The organism is Pantoea sp. X-Soil-TKNS-1207 (genome assembly GCF_059730485.1).
Genome location: NZ_AP035958.1, coordinates 2,630,685 through 2,645,473 on the forward strand (window position 1 = coordinate 2,630,685; position 14,789 = coordinate 2,645,473).

Annotated in this window: 16 protein-coding genes, 1 tRNA gene and 1 pseudogene; 8 read left to right on the plus strand and 10 right to left on the minus strand. The window is 55.2% G+C overall.

Translation table 11 applies throughout. From position 1 onward, the window contains the following. Positions 1-24: 24 nt before the first annotated feature. Positions 25-276 carry a hypothetical protein gene (locus AC6I8V_RS12375; RefSeq protein ID WP_497842548.1) on the minus strand — a complete coding sequence of 84 codons (252 nt, stop codon included), beginning with the start codon at positions 274-276 and terminating at the stop codon, positions 25-27. Positions 277-352: 76 nt separating this feature from the next. Continuing rightward, positions 353-1,051, minus strand: a complete 699-nt coding sequence (locus AC6I8V_RS12380) for a phosphohydrolase (RefSeq protein ID WP_497845829.1) — start codon at positions 1,049-1,051, stop codon at positions 353-355. A gap of 584 nt (positions 1,052-1,635) precedes the next feature. Between AC6I8V_RS12380 and AC6I8V_RS12385 the strand changes: the two genes are divergently transcribed. From AC6I8V_RS12385 to AC6I8V_RS12400, 4 genes and pseudogenes are all read left to right on the plus strand, one after another. After that, positions 1,636-2,316: an ASCH domain-containing protein gene (locus AC6I8V_RS12385; protein ID WP_497842549.1), complete on the plus strand. Its 681-nt coding sequence runs from the start codon at positions 1,636-1,638 to the stop codon at positions 2,314-2,316. A 144-nt stretch (positions 2,317-2,460) separates the two neighbouring features. Then, on the plus strand, positions 2,461-3,228 hold the full coding sequence (gene mtfA, locus AC6I8V_RS12390) for a DgsA anti-repressor MtfA (protein WP_497842550.1): 768 nt from the start codon (positions 2,461-2,463) through the stop codon (positions 3,226-3,228). A gap of 104 nt (positions 3,229-3,332) precedes the next feature. Then, positions 3,333-3,408: transfer RNA gene (locus AC6I8V_RS12395), tRNA-Asn, on the plus strand. Between the two features lie 161 nt (positions 3,409-3,569). After that, positions 3,570-3,710: pseudogene (locus AC6I8V_RS12400) on the plus strand (Arm DNA-binding domain-containing protein); the annotation flags it as partial. A 46-nt stretch (positions 3,711-3,756) separates the two neighbouring features. On the opposite strand, the gene AC6I8V_RS12405 reads toward AC6I8V_RS12400, so the two are convergent. The 3 genes from AC6I8V_RS12405 to AC6I8V_RS12415 form a co-directional block, all read right to left on the minus strand. Next, entirely contained in the window at positions 3,757-4,248 is a 492-nt protein-coding gene (locus AC6I8V_RS12405; RefSeq protein ID WP_497842551.1) for a GNAT family N-acetyltransferase, read from the minus strand. Beyond that, on the minus strand, positions 4,245-4,538 hold the full coding sequence (locus AC6I8V_RS12410) for a type II toxin-antitoxin system TacA family antitoxin (protein ID WP_497842552.1): 294 nt from the start codon (positions 4,536-4,538) through the stop codon (positions 4,245-4,247). Before AC6I8V_RS12410 ends, AC6I8V_RS12405 begins: the two co-directional genes overlap by 4 nt. A 177-nt stretch (positions 4,539-4,715) precedes the next feature. Beyond that, positions 4,716-5,372, minus strand: coding sequence for a glutathione binding-like protein (locus AC6I8V_RS12415; protein ID WP_497842553.1), 657 nt, complete (start codon positions 5,370-5,372; stop codon positions 4,716-4,718). Between the two features lie 328 nt (positions 5,373-5,700). Here AC6I8V_RS12415 and AC6I8V_RS12420 point away from each other — a divergent pair, with 328 nt between their 5' ends. Beyond that, positions 5,701-6,606, plus strand: a complete 906-nt coding sequence (locus AC6I8V_RS12420; protein ID WP_497842554.1) for a sugar phosphate isomerase/epimerase family protein — start codon at positions 5,701-5,703, stop codon at positions 6,604-6,606. A gap of 37 nt (positions 6,607-6,643) precedes the next feature. Here AC6I8V_RS12420 and AC6I8V_RS12425 read toward each other — a convergent pair whose 3' ends face one another. The 4 genes from AC6I8V_RS12425 to AC6I8V_RS12440 form a co-directional block, all read right to left on the minus strand. Then, positions 6,644-7,579 (minus strand): 2-hydroxyacid dehydrogenase, encoded by a 936-nt coding sequence (locus AC6I8V_RS12425; protein WP_497842555.1) that lies wholly within the window; start codon positions 7,577-7,579, stop codon positions 6,644-6,646. A 61-nt stretch (positions 7,580-7,640) separates the two neighbouring features. Then, positions 7,641-8,963: an MFS transporter gene (locus AC6I8V_RS12430; protein ID WP_497842556.1), complete on the minus strand. Its 1,323-nt coding sequence runs from the start codon at positions 8,961-8,963 to the stop codon at positions 7,641-7,643. Positions 8,964-9,138: 175 nt separating this feature from the next. Beyond that, positions 9,139-9,993, minus strand: a complete 855-nt coding sequence (locus AC6I8V_RS12435) for a sugar phosphate isomerase/epimerase family protein (RefSeq protein WP_497842557.1) — start codon at positions 9,991-9,993, stop codon at positions 9,139-9,141. Next, a complete protein-coding gene (locus AC6I8V_RS12440; RefSeq protein WP_497842558.1) occupies positions 9,990-10,475 on the minus strand; it encodes an RpiB/LacA/LacB family sugar-phosphate isomerase in 486 nt (161 codons plus the stop codon). Before AC6I8V_RS12440 ends, AC6I8V_RS12435 begins: the two co-directional genes overlap by 4 nt. 330 nt (positions 10,476-10,805) lie before the next feature. Here AC6I8V_RS12440 and AC6I8V_RS12445 point away from each other — a divergent pair, with 330 nt between their 5' ends. The 3 genes from AC6I8V_RS12445 to AC6I8V_RS12455 all read left to right on the plus strand — a co-directional run bounded on the left by AC6I8V_RS12445 (position 10,806) and on the right by AC6I8V_RS12455 (position 14,438). Then, the gene (locus AC6I8V_RS12445; RefSeq protein ID WP_497842559.1) at positions 10,806-12,566 is read left to right on the plus strand and encodes a dihydroxyacetone kinase family protein; all 1,761 of its coding nucleotides are present in this window, start codon (positions 10,806-10,808) and stop codon (positions 12,564-12,566) included. Beyond that, complete coding sequence (locus AC6I8V_RS12450) at positions 12,557-13,336, plus strand: triose-phosphate isomerase family protein (protein WP_497842560.1); 780 nt, start codon at positions 12,557-12,559, stop codon at positions 13,334-13,336. The genes AC6I8V_RS12445 and AC6I8V_RS12450 overlap by 10 nt, the downstream gene beginning before the upstream one ends. Before the next feature lie 139 nt (positions 13,337-13,475). Beyond that, positions 13,476-14,438, plus strand: coding sequence for a sugar-binding transcriptional regulator (locus AC6I8V_RS12455; RefSeq protein WP_497842561.1), 963 nt, complete (start codon positions 13,476-13,478; stop codon positions 14,436-14,438). Between the two features lie 93 nt (positions 14,439-14,531). Here the strand turns inward: AC6I8V_RS12455 and AC6I8V_RS12460 are convergent, their stop codons facing one another. Then, positions 14,532-14,699: a hypothetical protein gene (locus AC6I8V_RS12460; protein WP_497842562.1), complete on the minus strand. Its 168-nt coding sequence runs from the start codon at positions 14,697-14,699 to the stop codon at positions 14,532-14,534. Positions 14,700-14,789 lie beyond the last annotated feature (90 nt).

Genomic DNA, 14,789 nt, shown 5'->3' on the forward strand with positions numbered 1-14,789 from the left:
AACCCGTCAGTGACGGGTTTCTTATTATTTCTTTTTCTTGCCCTGCTTTTTCAGCAGTACTCGAATCTGTTTCAGTTCAGTAGCACTCAACTGTTCAGAGACGGCTTCTTCCGTATCCTGATTATCAATTGCTGACTGAGCCGGTGCCTGTAAGCTTGCCTCAAGACGATTAACAATCTCCTGACTCATGGAGATTTGGTTATCCAGAGCCAGCTGTTTGATATGTTCTTTCAGCGCAGGATCAATTTTGATGGTTAAATTAACGGTCTCGGTCATCGTGCTACTCCTTTTTGATTTTCATCAACGTAGCTTAAGTTGCCGAAAGTTAACAGGCTGTCATAAAAATTTAATATTAAACGTGTATAGGGCTGAAGTCCCTTAACACCGATTCATCAATGGCTGTCAGGTTACCCTGCAACTCCGCGCACAGCTTCGCCATGTAATGAACGAGGAAGTCAGCATTGTGTTCCGCCAGCTGACGACCCGCCTCGGTTTGCATGGTTTCCGGCAGGCGCAGCAGCTTCTTCTGGAAGTGGTCCAGCGTCCACTGCACATCGTTCAGCTCTCGCTCTTTACCCAGCGGGTCCTCGCTGTCAAACAGCGGCCGTCCCAGTGCGCCTGCGGTATAGAACACGCGCGCCAGGCCAATCGCTCCCAGCGATTCCAGCCGATCGGCATCCTGCACAATCTTCGCTTCCAGGGTGAGTGGCGCGATGCCAGCGCTGAAACTGTGCGCCTGCACCGCATGGGCTACGGCGTCTACGCGGTCGGCAGGAAAGTCCGGGAAGTCCTGTTGCAGGATGCGGCGCGTCTCTTCGGCGGCGTAGGTCGAGGCCAGATGACGTTCCGGGTGGTTCTTCGGCAGATTAACCACATCATGGAAATAGCAGGCGGTCAGCACCACCAGCGGATCGGCTTCACTTTGTTGCATCATGCGCGACGCACTCATCCAGACGCGACGCAGGTGGGCGATATCGTGAGCTTTATCTTCATGCAGCCAGTTCTGCTGCATCCAGTTTTCAAATCGGGGTTGCCAGCCAGTAAGCGACATCATGCTTCTCCTGTTATTGCTGTTATAAAAGCACCTGGGTGCTACTCCTGCGCACATCTTAGCGGCCCGGTGATGACACTTTCTTTACAACCCTCCTGCATAATCACGGTTAAAAAAATGCGATCCTGATCTTGTTATAGCGCTGTTAACAATGTTTTCCCAGAGCCGCGTGCGTTTTCGGTATTTCCTCATCTTCGTTTTAGTTAAACAACTCTGTTTAGCATCCATAATGTTTTTAAAGCATACGGAAATAGTGCGTAACGCGTTTATTCTGGTTAAACGCGCTACCAATAAATGATTTGGCTGGCCAATAACCTGCGACATATTCTGAAAGAGTTCCCATTCTGTCCGTTATAACGTACTGTATCTGGGAAAAATGCGATTCTGTTTTTCCTTCGAACCCAAACGAGCACGTTTTTTGCTTATAAGCCATTTTTTAAATCAAAAAATGACCGAAAAGCCTGACTATAAGGCGACAAATTATTAAGCAAATTGATTTAAACCCATTATGCTAATTCTGCACATCCGTGGATGCGGATGGTTAAGCAGGTTCTCCGGGTTCGTGACACAACAAGAGGTAAATCATGAAAGAACGGCCGATTCTTTTTTCCGAACAGCGGGTGCGCGCCCTGCTGGTTGGCCAGCAAACACAGACCCGGCGCATTATGAAAACTCAGGCTTTTGGTCCGGGTCAGGATCATCACGAAGGCGTGCACGCGTTTGACGTCAGCGCCAACCATCTGCACGGCTATAAGCTGATGTCGATGGCGGATATCAGTTATCACTGCCCGTACGGCAAAGCCGGCGATCGCCTGTGGGTGCGCGAAACCTGGCGTGGCCCGATCGTGCCCGAGGAGCAGCTGGCGGAGTACGAACGTGATCCGCTGCCGTACCGCAATCCGTCATTCTGCCAGTACCGCGCCGACAGCAATGAACTCGGCCAGCTGGATGAGAATTTGCAGGATGCCGAGCAATTTGGCTGGCAGACGGCGATCCATATGCCACGCTGGGCCAGCCGTATCGATCTGGAAATTACCTCGGTACGCGCCGAGAAGATTCAGGATATCAGCGAAGATGACATCATGGCGGAGGGCGTTCAGACCGATTCGCACTTCCTCAATAACTTCTTCACCATGAATATGAATTCTGAATCGCCGAAAGAGGCTTACCGCAAAGCCTGGCAGAAGCAATATGGTGCCACCAGCTGGGAAGTGAACCCGTGGGTCTGGGTGATTGCCTTCCAGCGTGTAGAGCGCGAAGGCTAACCCGCGCTTACCCTCTCCCGCTGCGGGGGAGGGTAAGGTAAAAGTCTCCCCCTCTCGCACCTTTGCAACTCCAGTCACAGACAAAACCTCCGCTAACAGGTTGAATAGACGGCTTTGGTTCCGCCCTGAAGAGTGAGTGATGCGATGTTCAAATGGCCGTGGCATGCGCAGGTAGAAGCTTCCGTTGCAGCGCTTCCGTGGCAACAGGCGCTGGCGCAACCCATCTTCTCGTTACTGGAAGAGAGTGAGCAAACCACCCTGATCGCCCTGGCACAGCGCTTTCTGCAACAGAAAAAGATCACCCCCCTCCAGGGACTCCAGCTTGATGAACTGCGCAGCGCGCGGCTGGCGCTGCTGTTTTGCCTGCCGGTACTAAAGCTCGGCCTCGAATGGCTCGACGGCTTCCATGAAATCCTTATCTATCCCGAACCCTTTAGCGTGGATGATCGCTGGGAAGATCACAGCGGCCTGGTGCATCAGGCGCCCGCCGTCCATGCCGGGCAGAGCTGGACGCAAGGCCCGGTGGTACTGAATGCGCTGGATATTCAGGACTCGTTCGACCTTTCCGGCTACAACCTGGTGATCCACGAAGTGGCGCACAAGCTGGATGCGCGCGGCAGCGGCTACACCAGTGGGATCCCGGCCATTGCGTTGCGCGATGTCGCCAGCTGGGAAAAAGATCTGCTGCACGCGATGGAAGAGATCGAAGCCGAAGTGGAACTGGTGGGCGAGCAAGCGGCTACCATCGACCCCTACGCGGCCAGCGATGCCGCCGAGTGTTTTGCGGTGCTCTCCGAGTATTTCTTTAGCGCGCCGGATCTGCTGGCAAACCGCTTTCCTGCCATGTATCGCCATCTGCAACAGTTCTATCGTCAGGACCCGCTGGTGCGTTTAACATCAGGAACTGTTTAAAGCGCGATCGCTTTGTATTAATGCTAGCCAGTTGAATACAAATGTGTTTTCAGCTGTTGACACATCCGGCAGCGCCCATTAATATGCGCGCCATCAACACCGATTCCTCTGTAGTTCAGTCGGTAGAACGGCGGACTGTTAATCCGTATGTCACTGGTTCGAGTCCAGTCAGAGGAGCCATATTCTTGTTTTCATGCATCCCTGCGAATCTTTCAATGATTCTGATTCAACGAGATAGCGTGAAAAACCTTCCCGATGCATTTTCAGTTTTCCCTCCGCATCGGGAAAAATGGGTGGTCTGATCTGGGGTCATTTCAGTTCGATTATGGAGTGACCACCCTATGTCTCTCAACGACACCAAAATCCGCAGTCTCAAACACTCTGATAAACCCTTTAAAGTCTCCGATTCTCACAGCTTATATCTTCTGGTTAATCCCGGCGGTTCGCGTCTGTGGTATCTGAAATACCGCATGAGTGGAAAATGGAAGCTTCTGCTCTGACCCAATCTTCAGGGTTCAAAAACAGCAATCACAATCCGGCCGCCTGCAAATCGCCCAGCGTCACCATCAACATCATCGGATCCATCGGCGAAGGCTCAAACCCCACCTTCAGATAAAACTCTCTGGCATTATCGGACAAGGCATGAACCAGCATTCCCCGGATACCAATAGTGTCAGAAACCTGGATCACTCTTAATCCGGCATCCCGCACCAGTGCCCGCCCGACACCCTGACCGTGTAATGATGTGTTCACCGCCAGACGGCCCAATACCACAACAGGAATTGGATCGGGCATATTGCGACGAAAGCGTCCGGGCGCGCTGCCTGCTATCACTGAGCTGGAGGCCAGCGAGTAATAAGCCAGCACCTTCAGGTCATCACAGCAAACGAATGTCCGGGATGCACCCGTAAGCTGATTTTTCATTGCCCGCTGTTTTAGCCAGTTGTCCATAGAATCCACGCCGCAACAAAATGATGAGAGATCATGTCCGGCATGGAGTGGCTCAGGGGCGGAAATCATTTTTCAGATTCCCAGGGTCCGGGGGTCTGCATAGTTTTACGCAACGCTGTATTCGGCGCGGGAGCCTGATCCAGCCGGGTCAGGAACTCCTGATAAGCTTCAGGATCTGCCAGGATAATCCCCTGCTCAATCAGGGCTTCCTCAGCGGCAGCACGGGCAGCTTCAAGAACAAAATCAGTGCGATTTTTCCCCTTTGCCTTTGCTGCACGATCAATAAGGTCGCGTTCGGCAGGCCTGATGCGTAAATTCAATGTTTCGCGCTTAACAGAAACGCTATATGTCGCTGGCATAATGTCATCCTCCGGCCTGCAATCTGAACAGTAATTATACAGAAAACGTAACGCTGATGTCATTACGATTTATCGGCGATGTCAGGAATCAGACCGAACGTTTGCAGGCTTTAGTCTCCGGATTAGTCCATCAGCAAAAATACCATCAACCCGTCACTCCTTACATCCTGACTGCCATCAGCCACCGTTCTGTTCAAGCAGTGCATGAGGAGCACCTTCCACCTGCAACGTCTCCTTTACGGAGGGGCGTTCGCCCACGCGCTCAAAGAAATCCTGCAGCGCGGGCAATTGAGCTAAATCTATCTCCAACCGTCGCGCCCTGTTCAGCATTGTATAAAGGTAGGCATCTGGTGCGCTGAAGTGCGCGCCGAGCAGATAACTCGATTTAGTCAGCCAGCGATGGACATAGTCCAGTCGGGGCAATACGTGGAGACGAGTCAGGGCCTGCCCCTGCGGCGTTTTCGATAGAAAGTTTGCCGCAACACCGCCATGCCTCTCTGGGGTGATGAAACTCTTATGTATTTCGGTCGCAATGAAGTTGAGCCATTCCAACGCATGATAGCGCTCACGTGTATCTGTCGGTGGTAATAGCCGACTCGGGGGCACCTGATCGACTATGAACTGCAAGATTACTGCGCATTCTGTCAGCACATTTCCATCGTCCAGCTTCAGGGCCGGCACATAAGCCCTCGGATTAACGGTTCGATAGTCCCCACCAGACCAGAAATGTGTAGCCAGATCAACCTTCTCCAGCGTGAAGTTCAGCCCGGCCTCTCTGAGCAGGATATGTGGTGCCTGTGAACTGGCACCGGCCGCATAGTAAAGTATCATCATTTAGAAAACCTCGCTTCGGCGGGGTTTTTGCTTTTTTACGCCCGCCCTGCCGCCACCATAAACATTTGAACACTCTCCTTACTCTTGCTCCCTGCCCTGTTTCTGATGCCATCCGCCGATAAACGCCCTTTTCACCGCCATTAAAGCGAAAAACCGGCCAAAAAGTCGCGGCGATAAACTGTGATCAACCTCCGGGTTACGGCCAATCCCCCACCCTTTCTGTGTTCATATGTTCAATAATGATTAAAATGTTCACGGCAGCGGATCATCTTCTGTTCCATCGCATCCCGCCAGACAGGCTTTTCCCCTTTAAGGAGGCAGTGAGAGTATGACGACGACCACGTTGTATCCTTCCGCGCATATTGCAGAGTTGTTTTTTCCCCTCGCCAATGATGAAACGGCGGTTTTACACGTCATTCGCGAAATCGCCGGGATCGGTTATTACCGCGGATTTGAAACCGGGGTGATCCATCAGCCTGAGATCGCCAGACATATCCGCGCGCTGGCTGAACAGCACGACTTAAAGGTTACGCAGTGGCTGACCTTCGAATTGCTGAAAGACAATCTCAACCTCAGCAGCCTGGACAGTGAACTGCGGGAAAAGTCTATCCGTCGCGCCTGTGAGCTGGTGCACCTCGCCGCGGCCTGTGGCACCAGCAAGCTGTCGTTAGTCAGCGGTGCCGATCCGGGTGATGCGCGCCGTGAAGAAGCGAAGAAGGGATTTGGTGAAGCGCTGGTACGCATAGGCGAAGTGGTTGCACAGTATGATTCTATGCTGTTGCAGGTGGAGCCTCTCGACCGTTTCGCCCACAAATGTCAGCTTATTGGCCCAACCGACGAGACGGTGGCGTGGATGATGGCGCTGCGGCCGGATTGCCCGAAACTCTATCTCGCCTGGGACAGCGCACACGTCGCATTAAACCAGGAAGATCTCACCGCCTCCCTGACGCTGGCCGCACCGCTTATTTCACAGCTGCATCTTGCTAACGCCATCCTTGACCCGCAGGCATCCGGCTATGGCGATTATCATATGAAGTTTGGCGAACCGGGTTTTCTCACTCCCTCCGTTGCCGCCCGGATCATCCGCACCGCCATTAACCTCCCGCTGCCACAGGAATGCGGCCCGATATCCCTCGCGGTTGAAATGCGGACCACCGCGCAGGATGACCTGTGGGATAACGAACGTCAGTGTCGTGAGTTTTTACAGACGGCGTGGCAGCAAGCTCTGCTGTAACGCATCAGGGGCCTTCAAGGCCCCTGCATAGTGACTATCACCTTGATGATATCGGTGTCAGCAACGCCTTGCCGCCATAAAATGCGGCGATATTGTCCATCACCAGATTCGCCATCGCGGCGCGGGTGGCACGGGTGGCACTGCCGATATGCGGCGTCACCACCACATCATCGCGATGCAGCAGCGCCGGTGGAATCTGCGGTTCGTTGGCGAACACATCCAGTCCCGCGCCACCAATCATGCCCAGATTGATCGCTTCAACCAACGCATCCTCATCCACCACGCTGCCGCGGGCGATATTGATTAAGATGCCATTCGGTCCCAGCGCCGCCAGCACCTCACGGTTAATAAGGTGGTGGCTCTCCCGGTCGGCACTCGCACACACCATCAGCACATCACTGTTGGCTGCCAGCGCAATCAGGTCGGGATACCAGGTCGCCTCGTGGCTTTCCACGGGGGATTTATTAAAACAGGCGATCTGCATATCAAAGCCTTTCGCCCTTTTGGCCACCGCCCGACCAATGCGCCCAAAGCCCACGATCCCCAACCGCCCGCCCGTCACTTTAGTGGCCTGCGGATAAGTCCCACTGCCCCAGCCACCCCGCTCAATAAACTTATGGGCGCCGTTAATGCGCCTCGCGACGTTAAGCATCAGGGCGATACCCAAATCCGCCACGTCATCGGTTAAAATCTCCGGCGTGTTAGTAACCTGAACCTGACGTTCCGCGGCGGCGTGAATATCCACGCCGTCGTAACCGACCCCAAATACGGCGATCAATTTTAATTGCGGCAACTGGTTAATTAACTCAGCGCTGACTTTCGACTCGCCGCTGGCTAATATCACCTGAACTTCCCCGGCAATGGCGCAAAATTCGGTTTCTGATAATTTATCGTATTCACATATCAGGTAGCTTTTCGCCAGCTCGTCTGCTAACACCTGTGGCACTTTATCCACGCGTAATATTACTGACATACCACGACCCTGCATTTATTCAAGATGTGTCCGAACCAGAAAACGGATGTTTTCTGAGGCCTTATTTCTGGAACGATAATTCCGCTGGCTTCACGGGCGTCTTATTAAAGTTAATGCACAGTGTCCCGAGGGTATAGCATCCGGCACAGACGGCGAAATAGACCAGCACGCTTTCATAGCTGCCCGTCACCTGCAAAATAACCCCCACCAGGATGGGTACCAGAATCCCGGCGCAGCTATTCGCCATATTCATTAATCCTCCCACCATGCCGACCCGATCTTTAGGCGCAAGAATCGCCGGGAAGCTCCAGTACAGGCTGCCGAACATCATAAAGAAAGCGGCAATCGCCAGCAGCGTAATCGCCAGTTCGGGATTAGTGACGGTTGATAACGCATACAGCACGCCCAGGCCCACGATGCCGGAGACGGAAAGCATACTTTTCAGCGCCACGTTATGCGTGACACCGCGTTTTACCAGGTAATCGACAAAGAAGCCGCTAAACAGGCACCCCAGAGTCCCCATGATAAAAATCAGGAACGTGGAGTTACCGATAGCCGCCAGTTTTAAGCCCTGCGCCTGCGCCAGATAGCTCGGTCCCCAGGTCAGCAATCCCCAGTACACCATGCCCCAGGAGGCACGGCCAATCATGATCGCCGCCATGGTAAACCAGCTCAGTCCCAGGCCTTTGGTTGGCGTATCATCAACCTTGCCGGTGACGCTATTGACGTTACCTGCGGTGATATAGGCCACCTCGCTGGCCTCCACGCGTGGATGGTCGGACGGGCGATCGCGCAGAATGCGCCAGGCCATAAAACCCAGCAACATGGTAAACAGACCCACGACGATAAAGGTGATGCGCCAGGAATCAAACATCACAATCAGATGCGCCACAATGATGCCGCCAATCGCGACCCCAAGCGGGCTACCTGAGTCCATCACCACCGCGCCGCGCCCTCTTTCTGACTGCGTCAGCCAGGTTGAGCTGAGTTTGGCGCCGCTGGGGGAAACCGGCGCTTCCATCGCGCCTAAGCCGATACGCGTCAGTATCATGCTGATACCGCCGCCCGCCAGACCGCACAGGGCCTGGAAGAAGCCCCAGCCGACCAGCGCGCCGGTGATAACCCTGCGCGGACCATAGCGATCCAGTAACCAGCCGCCTGGCACCTGCAACAGCGCATACGACCAAAAGAAACTGCTGAGAATCAGACCCTGAGTGGTTGGCGAAAGATTAAACTCCTCTTTTATAGACGGCATCCCGATCGATAATGCAATACGATCCATCAGGTTGACGGCTAATAAAAAGAACATGGTGGCAAAAATAACCCAGCGATAATGACCAGGTTTTTTATCTGGTGTTGAGGGAGTGAGGGTAGAGTCAGACATAATTAACCTTCAGTTTAATAATCGTTAGAAAAATAAAAGGCAATCGGTTAATGAATCGTTAGAACTCGTTGAACATCGGCAACAGGAATATATTTATCAGCAACACAAAAGCGTTTAATTATCCTGCCGGAGAGAATAAACGGCGCCCAGGCTGAATGGCCGCAGGCGCGTGATCTCATGATGCAGGCAAAGCGTAACCCAGCCACTTCTCCAGCATCTGGCGTGACTGAATCAACACCTCCAGACTGCGCAGCGGATCGACGGGCGCGTCGCCGCGTAGCGGATAACTGTCACGCTGACGGTGCATACGCAACGGAATCTCGAGGCTACAGGGAATGGCACGCGCCTCCAGCTGTTTTAGCATTGGCACATAATCCAGCTGCCCATGGCCGAATGGCGCAAAGTGAACTTCGCCATCACGCACCACCAGATCTTTCAGATGGCAATGCTGCGCACCCGGCAACATGCCTATCGCCTGCGCAATCGGGTCGACATCGGGGCACAGCGAAACGATATTCCCCGCATCCACATTAAACGCCACCGCCGGGCTGGCGATCGCCTCCAGCAAGGCAAAGCCATCGTCCGCCAGGCGAAATACGTCATAGTTGGGATCTCCGCCGTTCTCCAGGCAGATTACACAGCCATTCTCCTGCGCCAGCGGGGCGAGTTCGCGCAGATTCGCGATGATTTTGGCGCGATCGGCACTTCTGCCGACACAAATGTTGATCCACTTAGCGCCGATCATCCTGGCGAAACGGATACGGCGGCTGAATTGCACCACGGCATCGTCCGCTCCCATATTCATGGTCGCGCCCAGCGAGTGGGTGCGTAGCTGATGCTTTTCCAGCAAGTCGCAGATCTGCTGCGCATTCTCTTCCGCAAACAGCGCCGGAGGCATATCACCGACGTAGCCCTGGTTGTAAGCCAGTTCGACATAGCTAAAACCCGCTTTCTTTATGGTACTGAACGCGACATCCGTCTCCAGACCATCGAACATCGCGGTATTCACGCCAACCAGCAGCTTGTTCATACGGATTCCTTCCTGACATGGGAGCCAGCCGGGTGCAGCAGCGTGTCGTAATAATCGATACGCTCCACCTTCGGCCCGGAGCGCCCTGCTTCAAATTCGGCAGCAAGCCAGGTATCCACCAGCATCAACGCCAGCTCACTTCCCACCACGCGCGCGCCCAGCGTCATGATTTGCGCGTTATTACTTTTACGGGCGCGCTCCGCCGAGTAAGCATCATGGCATTGCGCGGCACGGACACCGGGAACCTTATTCGCCACAATCGCCATCCCAATGCCGGTCCCACAAAACAGCAACCCGCGTTCAAAGGTTCCCTCACTGATGGCCGAGGCCAGGTTAAAGGCGATGTCCGGATAGATCTGATCATTTCCGGCGACATCGTGGCTAAAGTCGACCACCTCAATATCTCGTTTCAGCAAATGCTCTTTCACCAGGTTTTTAAGTCCGGTCGCGGCATCATCCGCACCGATTGCGACTTTAAGCATATTTTTCACCTCATGGATGGCGGTAACAGATTGAACTGATGCTCAGTGATTGTTCATGTGATTGGCCAAGACTGGGATTCCGGGTGACTTCACTGAACAAAAGCTCAACCAATGTTCGTATGTAATAATGTTTAGCAAGAAATCACCCCCTTAAAAAGCGGATATTGTGCGAAAAGCGCCTTAATTCACCAAACCACGAGGACGATCACAAATCCACCGGGTGAACATTTGATTTGTTCAATTGATCTCATAAAGTTCATTTGTGATGGCTGTTGAGCGCCAGAAGATGGCGGCTGGGGTAATCAATGCAAATTATCTGGAGAACACCAAATGACCTGGATTTTTAACCGACCCTCAGACTTCGCGAAAGAGATGGTGGCAGGCTTTGTCAGCGCCAATGCCGCGCTGGTACGGCAGGTGCCGGGTGGCGTGGTACGCAACACGCAGAGTAAACCGGGCAGCGTGGCGATTGTCGTTGGCGGCGGGTCTGGACATTATCCGGCCTTCGCCGGTCTGGTCGGCCAGGGGCTGGCGCACGGCGCAGCCATGGGTAATCTTTTCGCCTCCCCCTCCGCTCAGCAAATCTGCTCCGTGGCGCGCGCCGCCAATAACGGGGGCGGCGTGCTGTTAATGTTCGGCAACTATGCCGGTGATGTGCTGCATTTCGGCCTGGCCTGCGAGCGCTTACGTGCCGAAGGCATCCCCTGCGAAACCTTTGCCATCACCGATGATATCTCCAGCGCGCCGTTGGCGGAAAAAGAGAAACGCCGCGGCGTCGCCGGGGATCTGGTGGTCTTTAAAGCCGCCGCCGCTGCTGCTGAACGCGGTGATTCGCTCGACGAGGTGCTGGCGATTTCCCGTCGCGCCAATGAACAAACCCGCTCGCTGGGACTGGCGTTTGGCGGCTGCACGTTTCCTGGCGCCGAGCACCCGTTATTCACCGTGCCGGAAGGCAAAATGGGCTTCGGCATGGGGATCCACGGCGAACCGGGTATCAGCGAGCTGAATATTGTCCCCTCGCACGAGCTGGCGGAAATGCTGACCCATACCCTGCTTGAGGAGCGGCCGCAGGCGATCCCCGCCACTCGCGGGGCGCGGCTGGGCGTGATTATAAACGGTCTCGGCTCGGTGAAATATGAAGAACTGTTCGTGTTCTGGCATGACGTGCAGCAACGGTTGCTGGAAGCCGAAGTGGTGATTGCGGATGTCCAGGTGGGCGAGTTTGTCACCAGCTTCAATATGGCCGGGATCTCGATGACCTTCGTCTGGTTTGATGAGGAACTGGAGGCGTTGTGGCTGGCTCCGGCCACCACCCCGGCCTTTAGCCGCGGTTCGGTTCTGCCGCACCTGCCACTCGATCCGTTGCAGCGCGAACAAAGTGGCGCGGTGCACATTCCGCAGGGCAGCCCGGCATCGCGCGACGTGGCGGTGAAGGTGATGGACATGATCATATCCGTGGCGGACACCGTTATTACTCATGCCGAAGAATTTGGTCGTATTGATGCCGTAGCCGGTGATGGCGACCACGGTATCGGCATGGAGCGCGGGGTGATCGCCGCACGCAGCGCGGCGCAGCACGCGCTGGACCAGGGCGCCGGCGCGGGAACCCTGTTGCAGCTGGCCGCAGATGCCTGGGCGGATGAAGCAGGCGGCACCTCCGGCGCCATCTGGGGGGTGATCCTGAATACGCTCGGTATCACCATCGGCAACCAGAACAAACCGGATGCCGTGCAGGTTGCGCAGGCGGTTGCCCAGGCTAACGCCGGGGTGATGCATTTTGGCAAAGCAAAGCCGGGCGATAAAACCCTGGTGGATGTGCTGCTGCCGTTCAGCCAGGCGCTCAGCGCCGCTGCGGATGAAGGGCTGTCTCTCGCCGAGGCGTGGCGTCGGGCGGAACCGGTGGCCCAGCGCAGTGCGCAGGAAACCGCGCAGCTGCTGCCGAAAATTGGCCGGGCACGCCCGCTGGCCGAACGCAGTCTCGGCACCCCCGATGCGGGCGCGGTATCGCTGGCGATGATTATCACCGCCGTCGGCAGCTGCATGACGTCGTCACCGGTCGCCGAACCGAGCCGGGAGCATATATGCCCGTGAAGATGATTATTGGCACCAGCCATAAAACCTATTTCGGCTACCAGCAAACCCAGCAGTGGTGCCAGCAGGTCGCGGATCTGTTGCGGCGGCAGCCGGAAACGCTGAGCGCGCAGTTGCAGCTGTTCACCTTTCCCGCCATGCCTGCGGTGTCAGCGGCGCTGCACCACTTCAACGGCACGGTGATGGCGACGGGGGCGCAGAATGTCTGTGCCGCCCCACCCGGCGCCTGGACCGGTGAGAGCAGCGCGGCGATGCTGGCCGAGATGGGTTGCCGTTACGTTGAACTCGGCCATGCCGAACGTCGCCGTCACTTTGGTGAAACCACCGCCATCATTAATCAGAAGATCGATATGGCGTTTGCGCATCACCTCACCCCGGTCATTTGTATTGGTGAGGAACAAAAGATGAGCGCCGAAGCGGCGGCGCAGGTTGCCATTGAGCAGGCAGAGGCGCTGCTGGCGCACCGTAAAGAGCAGCCGTTACCCGCTACGATCTTCGCCTGGGAACCGCAATGGGCCATCGGCGCGCCGCAACCCGCCAGTGATGATTACATCCGCGTGGTGTGCACGGCGTTGCGCCAGCATTTGCAGCAACATTATGGGACGCAATGCCAGGTGATCTACGGCGGAAGCGCTGGCCCCGGCCTGCTGAGCCGGTTGTGGCCCGACGTGGATGGCATTTTCCTCGGCCGTTTTGCCCACCAGCCGCAGGCGTTTGCCGCCATTCTGGAGGAAGCACAGAATCTGATCGGCGATAACGCCGCCCGTTAGTTGGGCAGTCCAACCGCCACGACGGGGCAGCCTCTCTGCCCCGCCGCGCCCGCTGCATTTGATGCCAAAATATTTCTGATATACTTCAGCAAATGTTCACCCCCTAAACATTGTTCTACTGCGTGGAGAAAGCAGCCGGATGGATAAATCGAACGCGTCCCAGGAATATGAGTTACTCACGGAGATTGCTGTTGCGTATTACTGTGATGAGGTGACGCAGGAGGAGATTGCCAACAAATTTGGTTTTTCCCGCATCAAAGTCGGCCGTCTGTTAAAACGCGCCAAAGAAGAAGGGATCGTTGAGATTAACGTGCGTTACCACCCGGTTTTCAGCACGCAGCTGGAAAAGCAGTTAATCGAGCGCTTTCCCATCAGCCGCGCGCTTATCGCGCTGGATCACAACGACGAAGAAGAGCAGCGTCGCCAGGTCGCCAATCTTGTCACCGGTCATCTCAATAATATGTTGAAAGACAACGTGGTGGTGGCAGTCGGACAGGGCCGCAATGTGGCCGCGCTGGCGGAGTTCTCGGGCACCATCCAGCCGCGCGATTGCCGCTTTATCTGTGGTATCGGCGGCACCCATCGTCCTGGCGACATCATCAACGCCGACCATATCAGCCGTCTGCTGGCGAAAAAGTTTGGCGGCAGCAGCGAATCGCTGTATGCCCCCGCCTATGTCGAAAATATGCAGCTAAAGGCGCTGTTGCAGCAAAACGGCACCATTAAGGAGACGCTCGACCGCGCGCGTAAGGCCGATGTGGCGCTGGTGGGCATTGGCGATATGAACGAAGAGAGCTATATGGTGAAGCTGGGCTGGTTTACGCCACAGGAGATCAACGATGCCAGTCTCAATCAGGGCGTGATTGGCGATATTGCCGGTTACGACTTTTTCAATTCGCGCGGCGAGCACGTCAACACCGTGATGGATAACCGCGTGATCGGCCTGAGCGTGGAAGAACTGCGCCAGATCCCCTGCGTGATTGCGATTGCGTCCGAAAATACCAAAGCGATGGCGATTATGGGGGCGTTGCGCACCGGTGCGATCGATATTATCGCCACCAGCGCCCGCAACATTCGTACCATCTTAAGCATGAGTCAGTAAGCACATAAAAAAACCCGCCGGGAAGCTAGCGGGTTTTGTCACAACGCGCACAGCTCATTCCAGTAGCTGTAACGCATCACCAGATGGAAGCGTTCATCTTTCATAGTAGCGATATACCGACGGGTGGAACTCAAGACCGTACAGCTGGCCGATCGGGATCAACAGCTCGAGATGGCGGGCAAAATCCACATCACTCTCCGGCTGCGTAGCCGACTGTGGCTGCACCAGGCCATTGAACCACTGCTGCAATAATTTTTTCATCGTCTGCTCTCAGGAAATGATTGACGCTGTCAGTAGAGCGCAAAGCGCGCCGTTACCAAAACAAGAAGTTCTGCACTCCATTGCCGGGAT